Source organism: Colwellia demingiae (assembly GCF_007954275.1).
Taxonomy (GTDB): Bacteria; Pseudomonadota; Gammaproteobacteria; order Enterobacterales; family Alteromonadaceae; genus Colwellia; species Colwellia demingiae.
In genome coordinates, this window is sequence record NZ_VOLT01000007.1 from 17219 (window position 1) to 42571 (window position 25353).

Annotated in this window: 18 protein-coding genes; 15 read left to right on the plus strand and 3 right to left on the minus strand. The window is 36.5% G+C overall.

Annotation, left to right across the window (positions count from 1 at the left end):
- The first annotated feature begins 168 nt into the window (after positions 1-168).
- The 6 genes from ESZ36_RS13975 to mnmH all read left to right on the plus strand — a co-directional run bounded on the left by ESZ36_RS13975 (position 169) and on the right by mnmH (position 8824).
- The gene (locus ESZ36_RS13975; protein WP_146789034.1) at positions 169-1971 is read left to right on the plus strand and encodes a hypothetical protein; all 1803 of its coding nucleotides are present in this window, start codon (positions 169-171) and stop codon (positions 1969-1971) included.
- Positions 1972-2004: 33 nt separating this feature from the next.
- Entirely contained in the window at positions 2005-4272 is a 2268-nt protein-coding gene (locus tag ESZ36_RS13980) for a WD40 repeat domain-containing protein (RefSeq protein ID WP_146789036.1), read from the plus strand.
- Complete coding sequence (locus tag ESZ36_RS13985; protein ID WP_146789038.1) at positions 4272-5144, plus strand: toll/interleukin-1 receptor domain-containing protein; 873 nt, start codon at positions 4272-4274, stop codon at positions 5142-5144. The genes ESZ36_RS13980 and ESZ36_RS13985 overlap by 1 nt, the downstream gene beginning before the upstream one ends.
- Before the next feature lie 278 nt (positions 5145-5422).
- A complete protein-coding gene (locus ESZ36_RS13990; protein ID WP_146789040.1) occupies positions 5423-6349 on the plus strand; it encodes an AEC family transporter in 927 nt (308 codons plus the stop codon).
- 322 nt (positions 6350-6671) lie between these two features.
- Positions 6672-7709, plus strand: coding sequence for a selenide, water dikinase SelD (selD, locus tag ESZ36_RS13995; protein ID WP_146789042.1), 1038 nt, complete (start codon positions 6672-6674; stop codon positions 7707-7709).
- The gene (gene mnmH / locus ESZ36_RS14000; protein WP_146789044.1) at positions 7709-8824 is read left to right on the plus strand and encodes a tRNA 2-selenouridine(34) synthase MnmH; all 1116 of its coding nucleotides are present in this window, start codon (positions 7709-7711) and stop codon (positions 8822-8824) included. The genes selD and mnmH overlap by 1 nt, the downstream gene beginning before the upstream one ends.
- A gap of 81 nt (positions 8825-8905) precedes the next feature.
- On the opposite strand, the gene ESZ36_RS14005 is transcribed toward mnmH, so the two are convergent.
- Positions 8906-9808 carry a LysR family transcriptional regulator gene (locus ESZ36_RS14005; protein ID WP_146789046.1) on the minus strand — a complete coding sequence of 301 codons (903 nt, stop codon included), beginning with the start codon at positions 9806-9808 and terminating at the stop codon, positions 8906-8908.
- A gap of 78 nt (positions 9809-9886) precedes the next feature.
- Here ESZ36_RS14005 and ESZ36_RS14010 point away from each other — a divergent pair, with 78 nt between their 5' ends.
- The 8 genes from ESZ36_RS14010 (at position 9887) to ESZ36_RS14045 (ending at position 20406) form a co-directional block, all read left to right on the plus strand.
- The gene (locus ESZ36_RS14010) at positions 9887-10837 is read left to right on the plus strand and encodes a cysteine hydrolase family protein (RefSeq protein ID WP_146789047.1); all 951 of its coding nucleotides are present in this window, start codon (positions 9887-9889) and stop codon (positions 10835-10837) included.
- A 175-nt stretch (positions 10838-11012) separates the two neighbouring features.
- Positions 11013-11603 carry a zf-TFIIB domain-containing protein gene (locus ESZ36_RS14015; protein WP_146789049.1) on the plus strand — a complete coding sequence of 197 codons (591 nt, stop codon included), beginning with the start codon at positions 11013-11015 and terminating at the stop codon, positions 11601-11603.
- Positions 11604-12181: 578 nt separating this feature from the next.
- Positions 12182-13438: an HlyD family secretion protein gene (locus tag ESZ36_RS14020; RefSeq protein ID WP_146789051.1), complete on the plus strand. Its 1257-nt coding sequence runs from the start codon at positions 12182-12184 to the stop codon at positions 13436-13438.
- 103 nt (positions 13439-13541) lie between these two features.
- Positions 13542-14273 (plus strand): ABC transporter ATP-binding protein, encoded by a 732-nt coding sequence (locus tag ESZ36_RS14025; protein ID WP_011041624.1) that lies wholly within the window; start codon positions 13542-13544, stop codon positions 14271-14273.
- 17 nt (positions 14274-14290) lie between these two features.
- On the plus strand, positions 14291-16714 hold the full coding sequence (locus ESZ36_RS14030; RefSeq protein WP_146789053.1) for an FtsX-like permease family protein: 2424 nt from the start codon (positions 14291-14293) through the stop codon (positions 16712-16714).
- A gap of 173 nt (positions 16715-16887) precedes the next feature.
- Entirely contained in the window at positions 16888-18273 is a 1386-nt protein-coding gene (locus ESZ36_RS14035; protein WP_146789055.1) for a sigma-54-dependent transcriptional regulator, read from the plus strand.
- Positions 18260-19666 (plus strand): sensor histidine kinase, encoded by a 1407-nt coding sequence (locus ESZ36_RS14040; protein ID WP_146789057.1) that lies wholly within the window; start codon positions 18260-18262, stop codon positions 19664-19666. Before ESZ36_RS14035 ends, ESZ36_RS14040 begins: the two co-directional genes overlap by 14 nt.
- Before the next feature lie 128 nt (positions 19667-19794).
- Positions 19795-20406: a 3'-5' exonuclease gene (locus ESZ36_RS14045; protein ID WP_146789059.1), complete on the plus strand. Its 612-nt coding sequence runs from the start codon at positions 19795-19797 to the stop codon at positions 20404-20406.
- Positions 20407-20501: 95 nt separating this feature from the next.
- On the opposite strand, the gene prsT is transcribed toward ESZ36_RS14045, so the two are convergent.
- The gene (gene prsT, locus ESZ36_RS14050; protein WP_170235850.1) at positions 20502-23276 is read right to left on the minus strand and encodes an XrtA/PEP-CTERM system TPR-repeat protein PrsT; all 2775 of its coding nucleotides are present in this window, start codon (positions 23274-23276) and stop codon (positions 20502-20504) included.
- 265 nt (positions 23277-23541) lie between these two features.
- On the opposite strand from prsT, the gene ESZ36_RS14055 reads away from it, so the two are divergent.
- Entirely contained in the window at positions 23542-24297 is a 756-nt protein-coding gene (locus tag ESZ36_RS14055) for a PEP-CTERM sorting domain-containing protein (protein WP_146789063.1), read from the plus strand.
- A gap of 273 nt (positions 24298-24570) precedes the next feature.
- Here the strand turns inward: ESZ36_RS14055 and ESZ36_RS14060 are convergent, their stop codons facing one another.
- Entirely contained in the window at positions 24571-25113 is a 543-nt protein-coding gene (locus ESZ36_RS14060; RefSeq protein WP_146789065.1) for a TrmH family RNA methyltransferase, read from the minus strand.
- Positions 25114-25353: the final 240 nt, after the last annotated feature.

Here is a 25353-nt window from a genome sequence, read left to right on the forward strand (position 1 = left end):
ATATGCAATCGCTAATCATTAAAACGATTAATGATTTAATTAGTCTAATTCCACATGTAAATCATAATAATCAACAGTGATATATTCATTTATTGGAAAATAAAATCAAGTATGTTATAAGTGTTTTTAGGATTTTATTTATTAATAACAAAGAATTAAGTTTTTTATATGCAAACGGACTGTACGGGTAATATTCCATTTATTTTAGGTATCACTGGGCATCGTGATTTATTCACATCTACTGAAAACTCACCAGAAGCACTTAAAGATCAAATTAGACAGGCACTTTCTTTTTGGCAAAAAAAAATAGGACCAAATACTCCGTTTTGGTTATTAACGGGTTTAGCTGAAGGTGCCGATTTACTTGTTGCAGAAATCGTATTAGCACTGCAAAGAGAAGGCGAAAATATACTATTACTTGCCTGTTTGCCAATGCCAGAATCAGCGTTTAGAAAAGATTTTGTTAATGTAGACGCGCTATCGACCTATACCAACATAATTGAGCGTATAACAAACAGTGATAATAAGCTTTTTGAACTAAAAAATCCTCTATCGTCTATAGAGTTTGAAACTGCAATTAATGACAATGAATTTGGCGCGTTACGTAACGCTTTATATTTGAATCAAAGTCTTTTTGTTGCTAAATACTGCAATGTTTTATTGGCTTTATGGGATGGACACGAAAGTAAAGGTGCTGGTGGTAGTGCAGATGCAGTGCAATACAAACTTGGTAATACACCTTCTTGGCCAGAAAATATTATTGTTGATAAAAATCTATTGCCAGCCTCTGATTTTGACGGTCAAGTTAGCGGTATTGTGCATCATATCCTTGTGTCTCGAAATACCGACTCCCCGAAAATCACGGAATTAACCGAGTTTACGTCAATAGAAATTGGCATTGGCAAACTTTATTCTTCAGTAGGAAAAACGAAGGGTAAAAATATACTAAATGACCTGATAGTGCATGAGTTTCAGTTAATGCTCGATGAAATGACGTTTTATAATCAAATAGCGCAAAATCATCCTATTGAATCAAGTATTCAAAGTGATGGACTGAGTAGTACTAATGCAATATTTGAAAAGGCTGACGCCATTGCTATTGCTAATCAATCTAAATATAGGAATATAGTTAAAGCATTTTTTACCATCATCACTCCTGGTTTTATTGCTTATGAGCTTGCGGGTAACTACATTAACGAACTGAGTAGTGTGTATATACTTTTTGTCGTTTTACTCGCTATTTTAGGTAGTTGGTTACTTATTAAATATGTGAAAAAAAATGATCACAAATGGCAATATCAACTAGCTAGGGGCGTTGCCGAAACGGTCCGCATTAGAGAGTTTCTAAATATCGCTGATGTAGAACCGACAGCAGAGCCATTAATTCCAAGGCGTTATCGTGAAAATTTACCCTTGTTAAATCATGTTATTCAACTTACAGAAATCCAGTGGTGGGACAAAAACTATCAAAGCAGTCCCGAGTCTATTAAAAATATTTGGCTAGATGAACAAGTAAAATTTTTAGATAGTCGACTTGTTTTATCTGCCAATTCAGTCAGTGATTTATTATATAAACGGCCACGTTACGCAGCTCATTTATGCAGTAAAATCGCATCCTTTAGTTTTTATACTGCAGTGGTGTTTGGTCTTGTTTTATTGATAAATTTGAGTGCGTTCTATGTTGTTGGTTTTGATTTATTCAGTTCATTTAACGGCGCACTAATGTACATAGTGCAATATGGATTGATGCTAGCGGGTATCGTAGTGTTATGGAGTGAAATTGCTGGCTATGAGTCAACTACCTTAGGTTATAGCAGTCTAAAAACTTTATATGAGCGTGCCACAGCACTGTTTGAAGAAACGCCAGACAGAAGCAGTAAAAAAATGTTACTTGAGTTAGCGAAAGAAGCGGTATTTGAACACGTCACTTGGACACGTTCAGAAATGGCTAGCGACTTGAAAGAAAGATAAGAATTTGTATTTAAGCAGTAAGGGAAACTAATTATGACAACAGAAAAAGTAAGCTTTTATCAAACACTGACTGATGATGAAATTGCTAAAGAGACTGTAAGGGAAGAACGTTTAGATAATAAATATAGATTAGAGTGGGGTGTAGATTCAAGCTTTACTATTTACTGTGACGATGAAGATGAACAAAAAACGTATACTCGCCACCTTGATTCGATTATTGGTGTCCTACCGCTAAAGCATCCTAAAAATGAAGGATGTTTTGTGAGTATAGGATTGGAAAATAGCTTACAAATCTCATTAAATCAGGGACCTCACCTGAAAACATTAACAGGCCATGACGAACGCGTTCTTGGCTTGATTGAACTTGATGACGGGAACTTAGTATCAGCCAGTACTGATGGTTTTCTTCGCTTTTGGAATACTAAAAACGGGAAAATGCTTAGTGAAATAGAAACCTCACTTGAATCATTAGAACAAGTTAAGTTTTTTCTCTATCACGATATAGTGGCAATCCAAGAAACTAACGCTGTGAGTATTTGGAAATTTTCAGGTGAACGACTAGTTCAGCTTGAAGGACAAAAAAAGCAACTGCAATCGGCTCATCACCTATCATCGGGCAACTGGTTAATCTGGACAGAAAATACTAAGCCAAGTTTATGGACAGAAGAAGGAAAATTAATTAAAGCCTTTTCTTTCTCATTTCCTGTGTTCGGAGCATATTGTGAACTTGAATCGAAGCAACTGTTAATTAAGAGAAGTGATTCGATCATTTCATTATTTGATGAAAACGGCACTTTACAAAGTGAACATCAAAACAATAAAGAGGTTGTTGATTTATTTGATCAATTAGCAAAAGGACTTCGAGAAACTGAACAATTTATAATTAAAAATCCGAATGTTAGCTACTTTCAACATGCTAGAAATTTACTCGCCTCGAAAAAAAGTTTATTTTGCGCACACTATGAATTAGAAAAACAATCGTTAGAATTTGACCATAATTCCACTGAGCAGAAAGTTTGGAATTTTTTTAGTCGACCAATATTTGAAAAAATCAAAACAGCACTAAAATCTGTGATCAAAACCGCTCGTACGAAAGAAAAAACACTCTTAACATTGATTGAAGATAGTAAGGAAAGAGAAACTCGCTATATTTCAAAAAGAGGTACTTTTAGTATAATGCGTTGGATTTTCTTTGTTTTGGTATCGGCTGCTGCAGGAGCTGGCTGGTTTTTATTACAACAACCAGACTTACTCGAATCTATGGTGTCAGATAACAGAGATTTATTGAGTATTGCTCGAAAAACCCCACACATGCTTGTCTATATACCTGCGGCTTTATTGTCTATTTTTTGGTTGTTCTTTTGGTCTAAATCACGAAAGCATAATAAAAATGCTAACCGTGAAAACAACAATTTAGCCGTGCTAAATGTGCTTTTACCGGGATATTATCAACTAATTGATAACATTAAGAACTATAGGAAAAAATTAACAAGTCAGATCCCTGTATTACAAGAAGGTAGTAGAGACCTTTATCAAGGACAATTCATCCAAGCTCATATCGATGAATTGATCAGTGGTAAAATACAAGAATTAGCGATGAATGAATGCGGATTAGATAAAGACGATATTATCTACAAAGATCAAGAGCCCATTATTTTACCGACATTTAGTTTAATTCAAGATAAAGAAAGACGAGCACAAGTTGCGAGTAAACTTGTTTTTGAAAATGAATATTCATTTTGGCCGGTAAAAGGCGGTACGCTAGTCAGTGCCGTGCAATTTATTCAATACACTTTCTTAACAAAAGATAAAATTGATGTGTTCACTACTTACTATGACTTTATAACTAATAAAGCGGTTGGTAAGGAAGCAAATGCTTTCTACTACAAAGACGTTACCAATATTGCGAAAAAAGAAGTGGATCGTGATGACTTTTGGGAAGATAAAAGTAAAGACATTTCAGCGACCGAAATTGTTTTATCAGTTGCTAGTGGAGAGAAGATTCGTTTAACTATTCTAAATGAAGAAAGTTTGTCAAAAATACACCAACAAACTAAAGATGTTGAAACAATCAGCCCTGAAATGTTGATGAAAAAATTAGAAGATGAACGTATAAGCATTAAAGCAGATGACGACTTATCTGATGAAGAAAAAGAAGATGAATTAAGAGTTGTTGATGGTCGTATAGCTGAAGCGAAAACAAGCTTATTTGAATTAGATTCTAGTCAAACAAGTAATAAAGCTGATGAAGCAATTAAAAATATCCGTAATCAATTACAGCAACACAAGAAGGAAAGTTAATGAGCAAAGTATTTATCAGCTATAGCTCATCTGATAGACCTGCGGTAAAGCTATTGAAAGAGTCTTTAGAGCAACTTTCTTATGATGTTTGGTTTGATCAAGATGCTATATTGCCCGGAGGATATTACGCAAAGGACATCGCTAACGCATTAAAAGATATTGATGTTTTTGTACTAATGACAAGCGCTAACTCAATTGGGGATAAAGCAAATAATATTGTCGGCTCTAGTGAAGTAGCTAAAGAAGTGGTTTTAGCACAAAATTCACCTGCTGTTATTATCCCCGTTAAATTAGATGACTGTTGGATGGAAACAACCACTCATGATGAGTTCACTTATTTATTAGCGCGAACACAGTGGCTTGATGCGGGGTATTGTGACTCATCTTCTGATTTTATGGACGTTGCTAAACGGATTGATAGTGCCTTAGTTTCTGGTAACTTTAAGTTTAATCACGATACGACACTTGATGAGATCGATAAATTATTGAAGCAAGGATTATTTGGTCAAGCTGCGTCAAGGATGAGTGCTAATACGTTCCCTGATATTGCAAGTGATAGAGTTGTATTGATTAATTCAATACTCGCACTGTCAGAGCGGCCTATATCAAGTCTGAGTAAGTTAATGGTTGATAACTTAGTACGAGAGTTAATGCACATTCGTAATGAAAGTGTCAGACCAGCAGCACTTTATTTACAAGGAGCTTTATCAACATTCTATTATCAGACAAATGCCATTTATGATCCAACGGGTGGATTAGTTGCTCTTAAAAAAGAAGCCGCGGCTCTTGGTCGATTAAAAGCTAAATATGTAATGTCTATTGCGCATTTATTGCCATCAATTAACCAATACTCTTTGCAGTGGTCGAAATAACCGACCTGCATTGGAGTGGTTAATAATGCTAGTTACCTTCATGAGCAAGATTAGGCTTTTTGAAAGGTTGTATTCAAACACACTACTAATGAGTAATAAAAGAGAGTGTTGAGTTAGTATCAATAAGAATTGGAGATGAACATTTTTAGAACCAAAAGCAACTCGGTAATAGGTAAGAAAAAAATTTATAAGACAAACTAATTTAAGAATATGCGATAAAGATATATCTAGTCTGTGTTATTGTTTTTTATTTTTAAATCTGCGATCTGAAGAGTAATGTGAATATATTCTTAATACTGTTAATCAAAATTTTCCCACTATACATAAATGTTGGTTTAGGTTTTTTTGCTACAAAATATTTGGATGTTCAAAGACACAGTGTTGCTGCTCTTCTTATTTATATCATAGGACCTATTGTTGTATTGTCTGCAACGATGAGTGTAGAAATAAATGCAAGTGTCGCATTTTTGCCCATTTTTTTATATGTCTTTGGTTCCATCATTGCTTTCGCCACTTTGTTCATTTTTGGAAAGAATTGGAATGACCCTACGGGGAATATTTTAGCTTTTTCAAGTGGAACGGGAAATACTGGTTACTTTGGAATACCGCTTGCTTTGATCTTTTTTGATACTGATTTAGCGAATATATATATTTTTACTGTGTTAGCTTCTCTTTTATATGAAAATACCACAGGATTTTATGTAACGGCAAAAGGAAATTTCACCGCCAAACAAAGTCTTGTTAAGATAATTAAACTGCCAATTCTGCATGCATTTATTGTAGGAATTACATTGAACATCATGGGAATAAAGCTTCCAGAAGAGTTGACGTTTTACTCTGATCAATTCAAGAGCTCCTATGGCATTCTAGGAATGATGATGTTGGGGATGGGGCTTCATGGTTTTAATAAAAGTGAAGATTTGGATTATAAATTTATCAAAATATCTTTTATCATCAAATTCATTTTTTGGCCGGCTTCAATTTTGGCGCTTATTTACCTAGATAAAACATTTATTCAATTACTTAACGAAGATTTATACAAGGTACTGATTCTGTTTTCAATCGTTCCACTTGCAGGCAATACCGTATCACTGGCTGTCTTATTAAATGCTAAACCCGAGAAAGCGAGTTTATCTGTCTTTTTAAGTACAGTACTATCAATTTTATTCATACCATTAGCACTTTATTTATACGGTGGTTTTTAAATTCATCGAAGCAGGGGGAGCAATAACCTTCTGCCTGCTGTGACTTATAAAGACGCTACATGGATGTCGCTTCTTAGGTAATGCATGAGCAATTATCCTGAGTATATTCTCCTTAAATACTACTCTTTCATCAAAGTGCCTCAAATTGAAATTGCTTACGCACTTTGAAATATGCAACTTGATTGGTCGCGGGATCAGCTAAGATAAGGTTCTTATTTTTCAGTTTTACGCTAACACCAACAATTATATATTAATCGACAGGTGTAACAGGGGAGATATTGCTGTAAATTAGTCACTTGCTTACTCTCTTATACGAATCACCATGACATCAATTCGCTTGACCCAATACTCACACGGCGCAGGCTGTGGCTGTAAAATTTCTCCATCGGTACTTGATGTGATGCTAAAGTCATCACTTGCTTTACCAGTGAATGACGCACTTTTAGTGGGTAATAGCACTAAAGACGATGCGGCCGTTTTTGATATTGGTAATGATCAAGGCGTGATTTCAACCACTGATTTTTTCATGCCCATTGTTGATGACCCAACTGACTTTGGTAAAATCGCTGCCTGTAATGCCATCAGCGATATTTATGCCATGGGCGGAAAACCGATAATGGCAATAGCTATTTTGGGCTGGCCAGTCAATCTTTTAGCACCAGAAATCGCTCAACAAGTGCTTGATGGTGCTAGAGCTATCTGTGCTGAAGCGGGTATCCCATTAGCGGGCGGTCATTCCATTGATGCGCCAGAGCCTATCTTTGGTTTAGCGGTCACTGGCTTAATTAATAATGCGCACATTAAGCGAAATAATACCGCAGAGGTTGGCGATCTACTTTATTTAACTAAGCCATTAGGTATTGGCATTATGACCACGGCTGAAAAACAAGGAAAATTGTTACCTGAGCATGCGCAACTCGCGCCACAAGCAATGAAGACTTTAAATGTTATTGGACAGAAGTTTGCAGAACTCGAAGTAGTTACTGCTATGACTGATGTAACCGGTTTTGCACTATTAGGACACCTTTTAGAAATGTGTCAGGGCAGTGGGGTTGCTGCCGTTATTGATTTTGACCAAGTACCTCGTCTTGATTTTGTCAATGATTACATTGACCAAGGCTGTGTACCAGGTGGCTGTGAGCGAAACTTCATCAGTTATGGCGAACACGTCGGACCGCTAAGCCCTAAACAAAAAATACTTTTGTGTGACCCTCAAACCAGTGGTGGTCTACTTGTGGCAGTGAAACCACAAGGTAAAGAAGCTTTTGAAACGTTATGCCAAGAAAATGGTCTTAACCTACAACCTATTGGCGAACTCGTGGCGGCAGTGAAAACTGCGCCAACTGTGAGCTTATTGTAATGACAGTAAGTAACAAAAACACCTCAACAACAGAGCGTTCTGACAGCAGCGATTTTCGAGCTATTATTCGTAATAAACTGCCTTTAATGGATGTACGCGCACCGATTGAGTTTGAAAAAGGTGCCTTTAGCCAGTCCATTAATTACCCGTTAATGAACAATGATGAACGAGAAGAAGTTGGGATTTGTTATAAAAAGAATGGACAAGAAGCCGCCATCACATTGGGTAACGCGCTAGTTTCAGGACAAAGTAAAGCAAATCGAGTGGCACAATGGCAAAGCTTTGCACGGGAAAACCCACAAGGTTATTTATATTGTTTTCGCGGTGGTTTACGTTCACAAACAGTGCAGCGCTGGTTAAAAGAGTCAGGTATTAACTATCCACTTATTACAGGGGGATATAAAGCACTTCGTCAGTTTTTACTGAACGAAATTGAACAATTAGCGTTACATCCCTTAACTATTTTAGCCGGTAACACTGGTAGTGGAAAAACGCCTTTTCTGACCCATTGTGTTAACAGCCTCGATTTAGAAGGCGCAGCAGGACATCGAGGCTCAAGTTTTGGTGGCTTCGTTACACCGCAAGCAAATCAAATAAATTTCGAAAATAAGCTGGCTGAACAATATATTAGGGGTAACTTCTCTTTAGATCAAAGGTTAGTCTTAGAAGATGAAGGTAGGTTAATAGGTAGTGTTCATTTACCTGAAAGTTTACGAAATGCCATGACGTTAGCGCCAGTAGTCGTTATTGAAGAAAGCTTAGACTATCGACTTGAACATATATATCAAGAATACATCATAAAAATGACCGCACAATATCAAGCTGCTTATGGTGTTGAACAAGGTTTTATTGCCTTTAGCGAGTATTTGGAACATGGCTTATTCAAAGTACGAAAACGCCTTGGTACAGAGCGTTACGGTCAATTAAAAGAAATACAGATTGCAGCGTTAACGCAGCAACAAAATGGTCAACAGCAGTATCACTTGGATTGGTTAAAACCGTTGCTCAGCGAATACTATGATCCTATGTATCAATATCAATTAGGACTAAAAGCCGATAGAGTAGTTTTTCGTGGCAATAACGCGGAATGTTTAGCTTTTTTACACGATAAGTAAAAACCAACTAAAACATTACCAAAAAATAGTTAAAGCCAGTTTTACTTGCATTATCACATGCGGTATCACATGTGATAATAGTTATTGTTCTTGCAAGAACTTAGCTTTTAATTTATTGATAAATAACCGTAATATTAATGGTAATTGTTGATGATATGAATGTACCGCATAGACGTTTCTCGGCTCGCCTAAATAATCAGGTAGTACTCGTTGCAAGGTACCTGACTGTAGTTCACTTTTAATAAAAACTGACGGTATTAAACATATACCCGCACCTGTGATTGCACTATTAATGGCACTGGTTGAGGTATTCATTTTTAGGTATTTTAAACTACTAAAAGTAATCGCGTTATTATCGTTTTTAGTAAGAGAAAAATTATGTTGCCATGGCAGCATAATTAAATTTTGTAATGATAAATTTTTCTCATTAATCCCTGTCTGCTTAGCCAAATATTTTGGCGAAGCAACTAACACACTTTCTAACTCCCCAATAAGTATCGCATGATACGAACTATCTTTTTGTGTCCCCACTGAAATGGCCAGATCAAGCTGATGTTTAAGTATATCTAAACGTTCATCAGTAAAAGTAAGTTCAGGTGTAAGCTTGGGGTATTCATCACATAACTCTGTAATGATTGGTGTGACTAAAGACGCCTCAAAAGCATGTGGAGCCGTTATTGCAATTCGGCCCGCTGGTGCGATAGCACTCTCTTGTATTTCATCTAAAGTGACGGTTAATAACTCAAGTAATTGCTCACTACGTTTGGCAACTAACTGTCCTGTTGGCGTCAAATTTAAAGTGCGGGTACTTCTATTGAGCAATCGTACTCCTAGGGCTCGTTCAAGTTGACTCACATACTGACTAATTGCTGATTTAGTATGCCCTAGGCTATGAGCCGCTTCTGTAAATGAGCCTTGCTTAAGCACTTCATCAAATACTAACATTTGGTAAGCTAAGCGCTTCTGTTCACTTTTATTGAACATTGTTTTCATCTTTTGGCTAATTATCATTCTTTAGAATAACAATAAAATGGTGCTTCTGAAATAACTAAGAGATAAAAAATGAATCAAATAACATTAAACAGTATTAGAAATAACGTTATGAAAGCTAGCGCCCAGTGGATCTCTGATTTCAATCAAGGGAATGTTCAAACATGTATTAACCGATATTTACCCACTGCAACGATGCAAGTTCACCCTTTTGGAAAATTTACTTCAATAGAGGCTATTTCTGACTTTTGGTTCGAGTTTTCCAAAAGTAACCCAAGTGATTTAGTTTATCGAAACATTGATATCAAAGTATTAAATAATGGACAAGCAGTACTTTCAGCGAATTGGCGCATGAATATTGCCAGTGGTTTTATTAGTAAAGAGTTGTGGACCCTGGCAGAAGACGGTCAGTGGTACCTTGAAGAAGACGACTTTACTGTTTTAGCACAGCATACAAAACCTGTTCACGATAAGAGAACGGCGTTAGTCTTGGTTGATCTACAAAATGATTATTTTAGTGGTGGTCGTTTTGAACTTGATAATACTGATTTAGCCGCCAAAAAAGCAAGTCAATTATTAGCGCACTTTAGACAAAACGAAATGCCAGTTATTCATATTCAACATATATTTGAAGATGCCAACGCAGCCTTTTTCACAGCGAATACAGAAGGTGCTGATATTGAATCAAGTGTTAAACCTAATGAAAATGAGCCTGTGATTATAAAACATCAAATAGACAGTTTTATTAATACAACATTGGAGCAAACATTGGTTGAGTTAGGTATAGATAACTTGGTTATTGTCGGTGCAATGGCACAAGCATGTGTGCAAACCATCTGTCGAAGTGCGGTCAATAAAGGCTATAAGTGCCAGGTCATATCCGATGCTATTGCTGCACCTAAATTAGAATATAAACAGCACACCTTTACCGGAGAGCAATTGGTTGCGGCTAACTTATTATCACTGTCATTTGGCGGCGCTGATATTACTGAAACGAAGGAATGGTTACAAAAAAACAGCTAATCAATCAGTTAAATAATAGTAAAAATAGTGATTATTACTCCAAATAACCACTATTTTTATTTACGACCATATGCTGAAGAGTGCCTGCATACCCATTACATTACTGAAAGTGATTACTTTAGCCCTTCACTCAATTACAATAAATTCCATAGTCAGTATTTTATAATGGATTTATATGTCAAATTCTCACTGCATTCATTGCGAACACATAGTAAAAGGCACATGTCGTATTTGCCCTATGTGTGGTGGTTCAATGAAACAAGAAATAGAGAATGAAAACCGTCAATGTCCTCGATGTAAAGATCCCTTAGTGGTTTTTCAGTTTAATCATTATCAATTAGACAAGTGCACAAGTTGTGAAGGTTTATGGCTAGAGCCTGATAAATTTAAAGTGTTAACGAGTGAGTTTGACGTTTATCGTGATGATAAGTCGGAGCCAAACTTTCTTAGGAAACCAACGCCAAAAGCGGAAGGGTATTTACCTTGTGCTTGTTGCGATAAATTAATGTCTCGGAAAAACTTTAAAGCTATCTCAGGGGTAATTATCGATTCCTGCATTAGCTGTGGGATTTGGTTAGATAAAGGTGAACTAATACAAATTCGTAGTTTTATTGCTAGTGGTGGTTTAGATAGATCACAAGATAGACAACTCGATAAACATTCACAACAAATCCAAGCGTTAGATGATCGGCTTTCAGATGTTGAATTAATGGAAAAAATGTTAAATAAATTTAGTTTGAAACGCATCTTTTTTAGAGGATTTTAAATCTAATTACCCTAGACAGATTTACGTATGGGCTTATACCAATTCCAATAAATTTCTTCCCACTCAGCGATAGTTAAAAGGCTTAGAGGCAAGACATTGATTGTAGATAATGGTTTTTCCCTTATCAAAATCAATAACGCAGCATGTAAGCCTTTTAAACTCGCCGTTAGGGAGCTTTCCAGTGACTCGATAATCGCATAAAATTTCTTTTATATAGAGTGACTATATGCAAAAAATTCTATTTATTCTCAAACCGCTGGCAAGCTCTGAGTGGGAACTAACTTAATGGACTTGGTATTACATTGCATTAAGGACTTTCTGCTTTCACAGCCCTATTGTAGTGATTAGCGCAAATCAGTTATCACTAAAGCAGTAATGTTCATTTAAATCTCAAGTGTTCATGTCTCACAAGTGCGACTCACTACAATGAAAACTGTGTCGAAATTGACACACCCCCTCATATGAGTGACAGTGTAATTTAAATAAAACACAATATAATCAGTATGTTAGTTTTTATTTTACAGATGGCACAAGACTTGTAATAACTAATCATCTCATTTACAAATATAAGATGAATCATGGATATACAAAGAAAAGCCGTTCAAAAACCACTTTGGAAAAAATACTGGTTTGTTTTACCTGTATTTATTCTACTCATCGGCACTTATTCATTAAGAAATATTTTAGGTAATGCCTCTTACTTTATTGAACGAAGCGCCGTTGTTACCGCCAAAGTAGAGCAGGGTAATTTTCGAGTTAATGTGCGTGCAACAGGTGTTTTAAAGCCACTTAATATTCGTTGGGTATCCTCGCAAGTTTCAGGTAGAGCAGAGCAAGTCTTTGTTAAAGCTGGCGCTGAAGTAAATAAAGGTGATGTGCTTGTACAATTATCTAACCCTGAACTACATCGTAATTTAGAAAAGGCGCGTTGGGAGCTGGAAGCAAAAAAGGCTGAAAGTCATGTTGCTTTTGTGATGCTAGAATCACAGATGGTTGATTTAGAAAATTCAGTATTATCTGCAGAATATAGCTATCAATCAGCGAAACTAAAACTTGATGCAGAAACCGCTCTATTGGCACAAGGTAATGCGACAGTCTCTGCGCTCGAATACCAAAGAAGCCAATTAACTGTTAAGCAACAAATGCAATCTTGGCGCGCTCAACAACAAAAAACTGAAAAAATGAAAGCGAATATGGCGGCAACAAAAATTGCTCAACAAGCCCGTATTGGTTTAGTTGAAAATAATTATCAGCGTGTGCAAGAGCAAGTCGCTGCGCTGCAAGTGAGATCATCAACGTCTGGTGTTGTTCAACAAGTTTCACTAGAACTCGGTGAACGTGCTCAAGTGGGAGATAGTGTTGCTTTAGTGGCCGATCAAAACACCTTATTTGCAGAATTACAGGTACAAGAAGTTAGGGTAAAAGATATTGCGCTAGGCCAATTAGTGACTATTGATACTCGCACCAGTGAGATTATTGGTGAAGTGACGCGTATCGACCCAGCGGTAAAATCTGGCATGGTGTTGATCGATGTCAAACTAATGAGTGACTTACCAACGGAAGCTCGTCCTGAATTAACCGTTGATGGGCTGATTGCTATTAGCAATATTGAAAATGCTTTGTATGTAAAGCGACCTGTTTATGCACCAAGACATACTAAGGTTGGCCTGTATAAACTGAGCCAAGACCAGCAATTTGCGAGTAAATATTCCGTTGGTTTAGGTCAAAGTTCAGTAAATAAAATTCAAATTATAGATGGTTTGATGCTTGGTGATGAAATCATTATTTCAGACACATCAAGCTGGCAAGAACATCAAGAAATTAAGATCAATTAATGGTCTATTAGCAATAATACTTAATGAATAGTTACTCAATACACACGACTCAAAAAATGAAAATCAGCAGCAAGTAACTTGCTGATACCATATGGGAATAATTATGACTGCACTTATCACCTTAAAAAATATTAGCAAAAAATTCTTAACTGAAGAGATAGAAACGCGGGCTTTAAATACTATTAACCTAGAGATTAATAAGGGTGAATACCTGTCACTCAGTGGCCAGTCAGGTTGTGGTAAATCAACCTTACTCTCTTTACTAGGATTATTAGATGCACCTAGTTCAGGACATTATCATTTAGCAGGTAGTGATGTTTCAGCTTTAACACGGGATCAACGAGCAAAAATACGCAGTGAACAAATAGGGTTTGTTTTTCAATCGTTTAATTTGATTTCAGATCTCACGGTATTTGAAAATGTTATGTTACCGTTGACGTATCAAACAGGAAAGTCTAAAAAAGCCATTGAAGCTAAAGTGAATGAAGTATTAGCGAAAGTAGAAATGGGACATCGTAAAAATCATTACCCTTCACAATTATCTGGCGGACAACAACAGCGCGTTGCCGTTGCTAGAGCCTTAGTTAATGACCCTGCAATTATTCTTGCCGATGAACCAACAGGTAACTTAGATTCAAAAAATGCCGAGGCAGTTTTACAGCTATTCGATCAACTTCATCATGATGGCGCAACTATCTGCATGGTGACCCATGATCCCTCGTCAGCGAAGAGAGCGAGTAGGTGTTTAGAAATGTTTGATGGGCAACTGATCAAAGACAATATCAATCATGATCGTCAAGTAACGCTTAAACCAGTTGAATTGGCTGCGGGCTAAACCTTAGGAGAAGTACCATGTCGATGTTAATAGATATTAAATACGCTTTTCGCTTGTTATTTAAAGCGCCTAAATTTACTGCGATGACCTTGGGGGTATTAATCGGTGGATTATCGATTAGTTTATTCACCTTCTCATTTTTATATACCATGGTTTACAAACCTCTACCAATACCTGAGGCTGAAACGGCAAAAGCGATTACTGTTGAATTTGACGGTAACTACAACTTAATCACGGGTTATGAATATAACAATGTTAAAGAGAGTGTAACCAGTTTTACCGAGTTTGGTGTTTATGATAATCGTAATATTCGTTTGTCTGTTGAACAATCAGGTAAAGATATTTCAGGAAGCTATGTCCAAAATGGTTTTTTTGAGTTCAGCCGTACAGAACCTATTTTAGGTCGAACGATACAAGCCCAAGATAACAAAGTAGGTGCATCGCCAGTCGCATTAATTAGCTATGAAATTTGGCAGTCTGAACTTAATGGCGATGAAGGTGTTTTGTCAAAAAGCCTGATGCTAAATGGGGTGATTACTGATGTTATTGGGGTTATGCCAAAAGGATATCTATTTCCTAATACTTCACAAATTTGGTTGCCACTGTCAGACAGCGTTTTTAATGCTACCGCAGAGCAAAGTGAAAACTATTTTGCGTATGGCCGAGTTAACGCTGGTACCACTATTGAACAAGCTGAATTGGAGTTGGGGCAAGCCATTAACCAAGTTTATCAACAGAATGTAGAATTATATAACATGCCTGAGTTTGAAAAAGGCGCGAAGCTGATGTCATTCCAAGCGGCGCAAACCAACGGCCAAGGCAGTATTGTTTTTGTCTTCTTAAACGCCATTTCATGGTTGATTTTATTACTTGCTTGTATCAACGTCGGCAATTTATTACTCGCTCGTACCATTGAACGTCAAAAAGAAACCGCTATTCGCGCTGCTTTGGGGGCAACTAGCTCTCGCTTAGTTAGCCAGTTAATGTGGGAAGGCGTTATCATTTCAACGGTTGGTGGCATTTTGTCATTACTATTGGTTGGGGCTGCTTTAGATTATACCGAAATTGCTTTTCACTCGTGGATTCCAGGTGGAGGTTCCTTCTGGTGGCATTGGAGTATGGATCTGCAAACGTTGCTAATGGGCATTGCATTTACCGTGGTTACTATTTTACTGTCAGCTTTTTTACCGGCATGGCGCTCTGCAAATCAAGACATTAATACCACATTAAGAGATGGAACCCGTGGTGCTCAAAGTAAAAAAGCAGGCAGGATTTCTCGGATATTAGTCACTAGCCAAGTATTTTTGGTCGCCACTTTAATGTTAATTGGCTCTGTTTCTGCCTACATATCACATAAATTGATTAACCTTGAAATGGGCGATGATTATAGCTATGTGATGTCAGCAAGAATGTCGATACCTGAAAATAAATACCCAGAGCCTACGCAGCAATTAGCATTATTTCAATCGTTAAAAGAAAACATTGAGCAACATCCTCAAGTGGTTGGTGTTGTTGCAAACGATTGGCGACGTCAATCGACAGTGACTCTCGAAGGTAAGGATTATGCCTCTGAAGAGAGCAAACCTAAAATTGATACTATTACGGTTATTGGTGATACCGCAACAGTGGGTATTGACTTAGTCGCAGGGAGACAATTTACTCACCTTGATAAGTTGGGTCACCGTAAAACGGCTATGATAAGCCAATCTATGGCTAAACGTTATTGGCCGGGAGAGTCTGCTTTAGAAAAAAGTTTTCAGGTGAAAATAGATGATAAAAATGAAAAAGTTTTTATTGTTGGCGTTGTTACAGACCGTCTTAATGCTTCTACTATGTTTGCTCGATTAGATAGTGCTGATGAAGTTTATGTATCAGGGTTACAATTTATCAATAGCTTCCAAATTGTTTATTATCGTACTTTACCCAATACGCAAAACGCGGAAGAAATTTTCTATCAAGCCATGTTTGATACCGATCGCTCTATTGAGATGACATATTCGGTTCAATTAGCGAGTAAGAACAGAAACATGATGCGAGATTCAATGGGCTTAATGTCGAATGTAACCTTTGGTACTGGTTTCTTTGCTTTATTATTGGCCATGGTGGGTATTTATGGCTTAACGGCAAATTCAGTGGCTCAGCGTACCCATGAAGTAGGTATTAGGCGTGCTGTTGGGGCTAGTGATAAAAATATTACACAGATGTTTTTAAAGCAGGGGGCCCGTCAGTTAGTTATTGGTTTAGGCTTGGCGGTGGTACTGTTTGCTTTAATCTCTTTTGGTTTTCATAAGTTTACTGAAGAAATATTCCCGGTATACCTCTACTTCGGCATTGCTATTACGGTAGTTTCGGTGCTTTCAGTCATTGTTATGTTGGCAATTTTTACACCAACCAAACGTGCCGTTAAAATGGAACCGAGCATAGCGTTACGTTACGAGTAGGCTGATTAAGCTGCCTAGGGTAATAGATGGATCTCGTACTTCATCTGTTACCCTTATCAGTCAACTTTTTAAGCAAATAGACTTTATAACTATCTAATTCTTGTTCCTTTGCTCGATATTACTTAAAGTGAAGACATAATCTCGGAAACTTAACTACTTATGAATAAACGCTTGTGAATAAAAAAATACTAATCGCTGATGATGATATTAATATCATTGCCAGTTTAAAATTTGTTTTAGCCGACGAAGGCTTTGATATTGTAGCGGTCACAACGCCACAAGCTGCTTTAGATAATTTAAAAACTCAAAGTGTTGATTTGATTCTACTTGATATGAACTTTCAGCAAGACACAACCTCTGGTGCTGAGGGTGTTCAATTAGTTGAAGCAATCACAGAACTTGAACTTAATGTTCCCATTATCGTGATGACTGGCTGGGCGACTATTGATATTGCCGTTGAAGCTATGCAAGCTGGCGCAAAAGACTTCATTCAAAAACCGTGGAAAAATGAACGTATGCTCAGCGCGATTGACAATCAATTAGCCTTGGCAAAATCCGATAAAAAAGCACAACGACTCAGTCAGCAAAATCAATTGCTCACCTCGCAAGCCCACCCTGGCAGTCGTGCAGGTATCATTGCACAATCCCAACCTATGCAAGAATTATTAGCAACCCTTGATGATTTAGCAAAAAGCGATATGAGTATTTTATTAACTGGTGATAATGGCACGGGTAAAAGCATGCTTGCAGCTTATGTGCATAGTGTTTCTACACGAGAAAAACATTCTTTTGTGCCTGTTAATATGGGCGCTATACCCGAATCACTTTTTGAAAGCGAAATGTTTGGCCATGTAAAAGGGGCGTTTACTGATGCCAAAGAAAATCGTATTGGTCGCTTTGAAATGGCAGAGCAAGGTACTTTATTTTTAGATGAACTTGCCAATATTCCTTTTGCTCAACAAGCTAAGTTGCTGCACGTTTTAGAAGCACAACAGTTTGAGGCGGTTGGCAGTAGTAAATCATTACATGCAGATGTACGTATTATTTCGGCGACTAACAGTGATTTATTGGCTGAGATTAAAAACAATACCTTTAGACAAGATCTGTATTATCGATTAAATACTATTGAGTTAAGAGTGCCATCATTAAGTGAGCGAGTTGAAGATATCCCCGCGCTCGCTGAGCACTTTCTTCAATCTTTCAGTGCTAAATACCATCGAGCTTGTCCTAAACTTACAGAACAAGCCATCATTGCAATGCAGCAATATGACTGGCCTGGTAATATTCGTGAACTTAGTCATATGATGGAGCGAGTGCTTTTCACCTGTAAAAAAGACAGTATTGAGACCCAAGAGTTGATGTTAACAGGCGCTAATAACTCTGAAAATGGTGCTGTTGAATCTTTGGATGATCCCAATTTAAGTCTTGATGAAATCGAAAGGAAAACCTTAATCAAGCGTCTGAAGTTTCATCGTGGTAATGCCACTGAAACAGCGAAGTCCTTAGGGTTAAGTCGAAGTGGTTATTATCGACGTTTGAGTAAGTATGAACTGGATTAAAAAAAGTTGGCAATTACTTTTGGGTAATTCAAAAACTCAACACGGCGAAAACCAACATAATTTATTATTGTTGGTATGTATACCGTGTTTCTTCATCACCGCCACTGCGCTTTTCTTAACGCAAATATCAGGCTATTTAATTGCTTTTATCCTCATTGTTTTATTACTGCTGTGTAGTTTTGTCATCGTGGCGAGTAGACAAAATTCGCATTATCAAATCCGCACATTATCTAACTTAATTGAGTCGATGATTGATGGCGACTACACGTTAAGAGGGCGGCTTCAAACGAATCAAGCGTTTCAAGAACTACTCAATTCAGTTAACGTTTTAGCAGATACTTTGTCAAAACATAAAATTGAAGCCAAAGAATCACGTTTGTTATTAGAGCGCATCATGGAACAAATGGATGCCATGGTATTCGCCACTGATGAGCAAGGTTTTGTCGTTATGGCTAATGCTTCGGCGCATAAACTTGTTTTGGGGCAGGTCGGTAATGAGGTCGATAATATAACCAATATTCAATTAGCGACTTTACCTATTGGCGCTGAAATTATTAGCGCCAATGCAGGTATCATTGAGTTTAAAGAAGGGTCAATTAGTGGTGAACACTTTTTATCTAAAGAGTCTTTTTTAAGTGATGGCAAACAGCATCAACTTTTTACTCTTACTAATGCCGAACGTCTATTAATGGAGAAAGAGCGTAAAGCTTGGCAAAGCCTGCTTCGGGTATTAAGTCATGAAATGAATAATTCATTAACGCCAATTGTTGCCATCAGCCAATCAATGCAAAAAAAGTTACAAAGGGAAGATCGCGAAGTAGACAAAGTATCCTTACTTGAAGGCATTAACATTATTAATGAGCGTGCAGACTCTTTAAGCCAATTCATTGCCAGTTACAGTCAACTATCTCAGTTACCTAAACCGAATAAATCAGTATTCAAGTTAGTGTTTATGATTGATAAACTTTCAACACTTTATCCCGAATGTAAAATACAGTGTGAACTGGATAGCGAATTATTAATTGAAGCGGATAAAAGTCAGCTTGAGCAAGTGTTGATTAATTTATTTAAAAATTCTGTTGAGGCAATGAGCGATACTGATGAAAAAATAATTGAGATTAACAGTTCGCAAGAAGGTAACTGGCAGCATATTTCTATTCGAGACTTGGGTACAGGCATTGCAAATTTAGATAATGTCTTTGTGCCGTTTTACAGCACAAAACCTCAAGGCAGTGGTATTGGATTAGCATTGTGTCGACAAATTTTATTTAATCATAATGGCTCGATTAAAATAGACAATTATCAAGGTTTACTTCAAGGGAGTGATAAAGACTCTCCTTATGTTAAGCAAGGTGTTGAAGTGGTTTTATCGCTGCCAATATATGTTGCGTAAAGTTGAAGTTTTCTAGAGATGAAATCACAACACTCTCGCTATAGCTGATATCATTAACTCAAAATTAAAGAAGCCTCAAAAACCTCTATTAACGACCATTAATTGATCACTACTCTGTAACTAATCTTATGAACGCAAACTCTCTAATAATCCTCGATTTTGAAACAACCGGTCTGTCACCTGATAATGGCGATAGAGCCATTGAAATTGGTGCGGTAAAGCTTGAAAATGGAGTGGTAACTGATCGTTTTCAAGAGTTGATGTATCCTGGGCGACCGGTAAGTCACTTTATTGCTGATTACACTGGCATCACTAATGTAATGCTAAGTAAAGCCGCGCCATGTCATGAAGTCATGGGTCGCTTTAGCGATTTTATTCAAGGGCAAAACCTGGTTGCTCATAATGCATCGTTTGATAAGCGTTTTTTAGATAGTGAGCTAAAGCGTATTTCGTCGGGTTATGATGGGCAGTTTGCCTGCTCGTTATTGTTATCTCGTCGATTATATCAAACTGCACCTAACCATAAGTTAGGTACATTAACTAACTATAAAGGCATTGCCTCAAATGGCAGTTTCCATAGAGCATTATATGATTCTGAAATGACAGCAAAGCTTTGGGTCGCGATGTTAGATGATATTAAGCAACAAACTGGTATTGATGAAGTGCCATTTTCTTTAATTCAGAAGTTAACTAAAACGACTAAAGCGAATGTTGGTAAGCTTTTAGCTAACTACAGATAATCCGTAATAGCTGGATAACTACATTAAGTTAATCGCTTAATTAAAGCCAATAAAAGCTAATAAAACAGTAGTCTACATTTCTTAGACTTTTATCCTTATTTTAACCATTGCTTCAATAAGACATCCGCATCAGCTTTTTCGGAATAATCTGAATTCACTACATCTACCATTAATTTTATTGCCTCTTTATCTCTATTAAGAGCTTTGAGTGTTAACGCTAAATGATACTTCACCGCCGGATTTGAATTATTGATGGCTAACGCTTTTCTAAATAGAGGTAAGGCTTTATTAAATTCTTTGGTGTGATAATAAACCCAGCCTAAAGTGTCTAAAGAGTCAGGCTGATTATCAACAAGTGCCAATGACCTTTTTACCAATGCTTCAGCTCGTGGGTAATCAGATATATTCAAAGCCACATAACTGGCATTATTTAATATTGCCGGTTGCTTAGGGTACAGCTGAACTAATGTTTGATATATCTTATCTGCATTGATCCATTGAGATTGGTCGATATAAAGCTCAGCTAATGCTGTATTCAATAATAAACTGTTTGGCCTGTCATTTAACGACTTTGTTAATAAGTCTACCGCTTTACTGGTTCGTTTCGTCGCTCTGTATATTAAGTTTAAACCAACTACGCTACTGTCATTACTAGCTAATTTAATACGTTTTTTATAATATATTTCAGCTAGTTTATATTGATTTATTCGTAAATATGAATTAGCTAACACTTCGACTAATTGGGCAGATAACTGATGATTAACTTCAAACGATTTAATTAATTTTATTGCACTGTCAGTATCATTTTCTGCATTATAAAGTTGCGCTAATCCTATGATCGCTTTATCGTTATCTCCATCCCAAGCCATCGATTTTTTATAGGCAGTGATTGCCTCAGGTACTTTAGAAAATCGTTGATAAGCATGGGCTATTAACAAATAAATTGTCCCTTTATCTCCGTCTTGTTTTATCGCCGATTTATACGCACTAACTGCAGAGTTCACATCTGAATTCATTATTTGTAAACTTGCCAGCATAAGATAAAGCTCAACTGTTTTTCTTTGATTCAATAAATAAGTATTCAATGTTTCAATAGCAAGCATCAGCTGTTTATCGCCAACATAACTAACAATTAAGTTTTTTAATAATTCTTCATTTTTAGTATCAAGCTTAAATGGTTCTTCTAATAAGATGACGCTAGCAGCTGAATTATCAGTACGATTATATAACTTAGCTAAAGCTGTAATTAAATCAATATCGTTTGCTGAGATTATTAATGCTGCTTTTAAACGATTAATAGCAATATCAGCGTTACCCTTTTGATAATCGAGGTTAGCTAAGCTAATAATGGATTTGGCATGATTGGGTTCAATTATCAATGCTTGTTCAAATTGATGTTTTGCCTTCTCTATTTCACCTGAAATTTGGTAAATATAACCAAGATGATGCTGAATATTTGCATTGTCTGGCATGTTTTCAGCTAAGTTTTTCGCAACGCTAATGCCCTTATTCATTTCTCCAGACTTAATATAAGACTCAACCAATAATAAACCAACGACTATTGGATCATATTCTGCTGCAGAGGCTGTTAACAAATGCTTAATCGCTTTTTCGGGCATTCCTGTTGCTAAATAGCTTTGTGCAAGTTGAGTGTCTGCGATCCCTAAATTAGGCTGCAGCTCTTTAACTTTTGCAAGGTGGAAGTGGGCTTTTTCATACTGCTTTAGCTCTAAGTAGGTCATGCCTAACATAGATAATATTTTTGGGTTATTAGGATCTAAAAAATTAGCCCTACTTAACAACGCCTTTGCTTGCATTGGTTTTTCTTCCAATAATTCAATAGTGGCAGCAAGTATTAAAGCGTTAATGTTATTTTCATCTATAAATAAATAGTCATCTATGTATTGTCTTGCTGCTTCATATTTTTGTTGGTGAAATAAAATGATACTGGCTAAATAATAATAAGAAGGATTTGACTGCAATACATCCTCACTCAGGTGGTCCAGAACTTGTGCCACTTTTTCTATTGAGCTGTCAAAGCCAGTATTTTCATTTTTTCTAATCTGTACCATAGCTTTAAGAAATTCAGCTTTAGGTTCATTAGGCACTCGTTCTAATACGGTATCTGCGTATTGTTCGGCTAACTCAAAATGTTGCAATTCGGTGTTAATAGTACTGGCAAAAATTAGTGATTGAATATTTTTTTTATCAATCAATAGCGCCTGGTTGATTGCATTAAGAGCAAGTTCGTTATTGCCTAAACTTTGCTGAATACTGGCCTTCAAATTCCAAGCTTTAATGGGAGGGATATACCCAGATAACACCTCATCAACGAGCTTTTCTGCCTGACGGAATTGAAAGTAATTAACTGCAATTTGCGCTAATCCCAACTTGGCGTCTATATTTTTGGCATCAAAAGTTAACGCTGTGTTGTAATCATTTTGTGATAGCTTTAATTGTCGTAGCCCCAAATGCGCATCACCACGAAGTACATAAATTTTCGCGGCTAATTTGTCGTCATTTGTTTGCTCTGGTAGGTAATCTAGGGTTTTATTATATTGCCCTTGCATAATGTAGGACTCAGCAAACAATAGACGTAACTGTTTCTTATTCGCGCCTAAGGAAGCCGCTTTGGTTAAAGCTGCTTCTGCCGCACTAGCACTACCGTGAGCGAGCAATATTTCAGCGATTAAAATATTTGAGGCTAAGTGCTCTGGTGATGTTTTTAGTATGTTTTTTACGTGTATCAGTGCTTCATCATATTGGTTGTCGTTTAATGCACTTCGAGCTTCTTCATAAAGCTTATCTTCCTGTGAAGCAGCTAACGAAGAGGAAATAAGGAGTAAAAATATATACGGATAAGCTTTCAAATTTCTATCCAAAATAGCAAGTGAACATTAGATAATGATTATGTCAAAATTATTGGAATAAAGATAACGCAGCATAACTAACCTTTTCAAACTGTCTATAAATTTTACACTTTTTTTTTTTTTTTTATTAAAATTTATAAATAAATCATTAAAGTGATATATAACAAAGACCTTTAATATAAGGTACGATTTTTGCATTGTATGTTCACATATGGATGATTATGATAAATGCATAATTTAATTTTCACTTCTTCAGGTAAATATTATGTTTTCAAAACTTTTATTCCCAATGATTTTATTGATCGGACTTTCTCTTTTCGTTAGCTATGCAGCTAATGCTAAATTGACACGAGTTGGTACACTCATTCAGGGTAACGAGTGTGGTTCAGGAAGTTTTTCTGCCTGTAAAATATCAATAGTAGATACTAATGGAGATACACAATATTTAGCTAACTCTTTAATTAAATTCAGTGGGGATTTTCAAGTTTCTGATGAAAACACAAATTACAAATACACTAACGCTAGTGATGATTTTGTGAAATTAAAAATGAAATTTACAGATAAAACAGGTGGTGGACCAAGCAATGATCAGCCTGATGGTGTAGATGATAGAAATGGTGATGGTAAATGGAAATACTCTCCTCAAGGAGAAAATTCATATCCTGATATTCGTTTTTGGGCTGCAAAAGCAGGTAATCAATACAAGTTATTTTGGTACGTTGATGATGTTAATATTTCAAATGCATCTTGCAAGAAAAATGTAAAAAATTATAACTTTACATTTAACTGTATGAGTTTAGCTGAAACAGTAACAGCGGGTAGTTGGACGACTCCTAGCAATAAAGACTTGTCTCACCTCACTTTTTTTGGTGATTTATGTGATAATGCTAATCAAGGTATCAATGGTAACGGCTGCGGAACAACAACAACAACAACAAGTATCCCTGAGCCATCATCTATTGCATTATTTGCTTTAGCTTTATTTGGTATTACAGCTAGACGTAAAAACTTAACATCATAATTTAGCCTAAATAAAGCTAAGTCTATTCAAAAAAGCCAGTCACTGTATGACTGGCTTTTTTTGTCTTTGAGTACTTATCTTGTAGTAGATTGCTTTGTGTTATCGTAAATCTAATTGGATAGCCAAGGCAGTTATTAGTAAATAGTCCATTGAAAAATATTTTCCAACAACCTTATAAAGTTATTGTGGAACTGAACCTTAAGTCGCGTTGAAAATATTCCTACACGTTTGAGTCTCTGGTTCTTAATAATCGACTCTTACAACATGTTAGCCTTATGGCAGTTTTCTAATTTGATTAGCACATTCGGCTAAGACAATAGCACCAGCGGTAGAAACATTGAGCGAATTACCCATGCCAAACATCGGGATGTGAATTTGCTGATGGCTTAATTTCAATGCTGCTTCACTCACACCTTTGCGCTCATTGCCTAATACTAAAACGCATTTAGAGGGATAACTAACAGTAGTGTAATCAACCGACTCATGGCATAGCTCAACACTGTAAATGGCATGTCCTTCATCCAATAAAGTTTGTAAACTTGCCGTAGTACTATCGCTATATTCAACACAAACCCATTTTGCTTCGTTTCTAGACGCTTTTTTCATCTTTTTATCTGAAATAGTCAGTGCGCCACAAACAATGACTTTTTCGATAGCAAAAGCATCAGCCAAACGAATAAAAGCACCAATGTTGTAGCTGTTAGTGACATTATCTAATACCACTATCAAGGGGATTTTTGGCTTAGTTAAATATTCATCTCGTGTTGGTTTATTCTTTCTAAGATCTTCTTTGGTAAGTTGTATTTTTGAATCCATTATTCCTACTCTGATTACTTTTTAATACTAGGTGGAGATGCTTTTTTCTATGACCCACATTTGTGAGCTTATAGTTCAGGCGAGGATTGTGCGACTTTATTTCGATAATATCAAATTATTGTTATACAAGGTTCATTAAGGTTTCGAACTTGTTACGCATAGATAAAATACATCAAAGTAACTCGGCTTCTGAGTATTATACCCCGTAAAAGAGGGAGTGATTTCATGAGTTTTTTTGCT

Bases quoted from the DNA above. Each gene is read 5' to 3' on its own strand.
- ESZ36_RS13975 (WP_146789034.1), top strand. From the start codon at position 169: ATGCAAACGGACTGTACGGGTAATATTCCATTTATTTTAGGTATCACT.
- ESZ36_RS13980 (WP_146789036.1), top strand. From the start codon at position 2,005: ATGACAACAGAAAAAGTAAGCTTTTATCAAACACTGACTGATGATGAA.
- ESZ36_RS13985 (WP_146789038.1), top strand. From the start codon at position 4,272: ATGAGCAAAGTATTTATCAGCTATAGCTCATCTGATAGACCTGCGGTA.
- selD (WP_146789042.1), top strand. From the start codon at position 6,672: ATGACATCAATTCGCTTGACCCAATACTCACACGGCGCAGGCTGTGGC.
- mnmH (WP_146789044.1), top strand. From the start codon at position 7,709: ATGACAGTAAGTAACAAAAACACCTCAACAACAGAGCGTTCTGACAGC.
- ESZ36_RS14005 (WP_146789046.1), bottom strand. From the start codon at position 9,808: ATGTTCAATAAAAGTGAACAGAAGCGCTTAGCTTACCAAATGTTAGTA.
- ESZ36_RS14010 (WP_146789047.1), top strand. From the start codon at position 9,887: ATGAATCAAATAACATTAAACAGTATTAGAAATAACGTTATGAAAGCT.
- ESZ36_RS14015 (WP_146789049.1), top strand. From the start codon at position 11,013: ATGTCAAATTCTCACTGCATTCATTGCGAACACATAGTAAAAGGCACA.
- ESZ36_RS14020 (WP_146789051.1), top strand. From the start codon at position 12,182: ATGGATATACAAAGAAAAGCCGTTCAAAAACCACTTTGGAAAAAATAC.
- ESZ36_RS14025 (WP_011041624.1), top strand. From the start codon at position 13,542: ATGACTGCACTTATCACCTTAAAAAATATTAGCAAAAAATTCTTAACT.
- ESZ36_RS14030 (WP_146789053.1), top strand. From the start codon at position 14,291: ATGTCGATGTTAATAGATATTAAATACGCTTTTCGCTTGTTATTTAAA.
- ESZ36_RS14040 (WP_146789057.1), top strand. From the start codon at position 18,260: ATGAACTGGATTAAAAAAAGTTGGCAATTACTTTTGGGTAATTCAAAA.
- ESZ36_RS14045 (WP_146789059.1), top strand. From the start codon at position 19,795: ATGAACGCAAACTCTCTAATAATCCTCGATTTTGAAACAACCGGTCTG.
- ESZ36_RS14055 (WP_146789063.1), top strand. From the start codon at position 23,542: ATGTTTTCAAAACTTTTATTCCCAATGATTTTATTGATCGGACTTTCT.
- ESZ36_RS14060 (WP_146789065.1), bottom strand. From the start codon at position 25,113: ATGGATTCAAAAATACAACTTACCAAAGAAGATCTTAGAAAGAATAAA.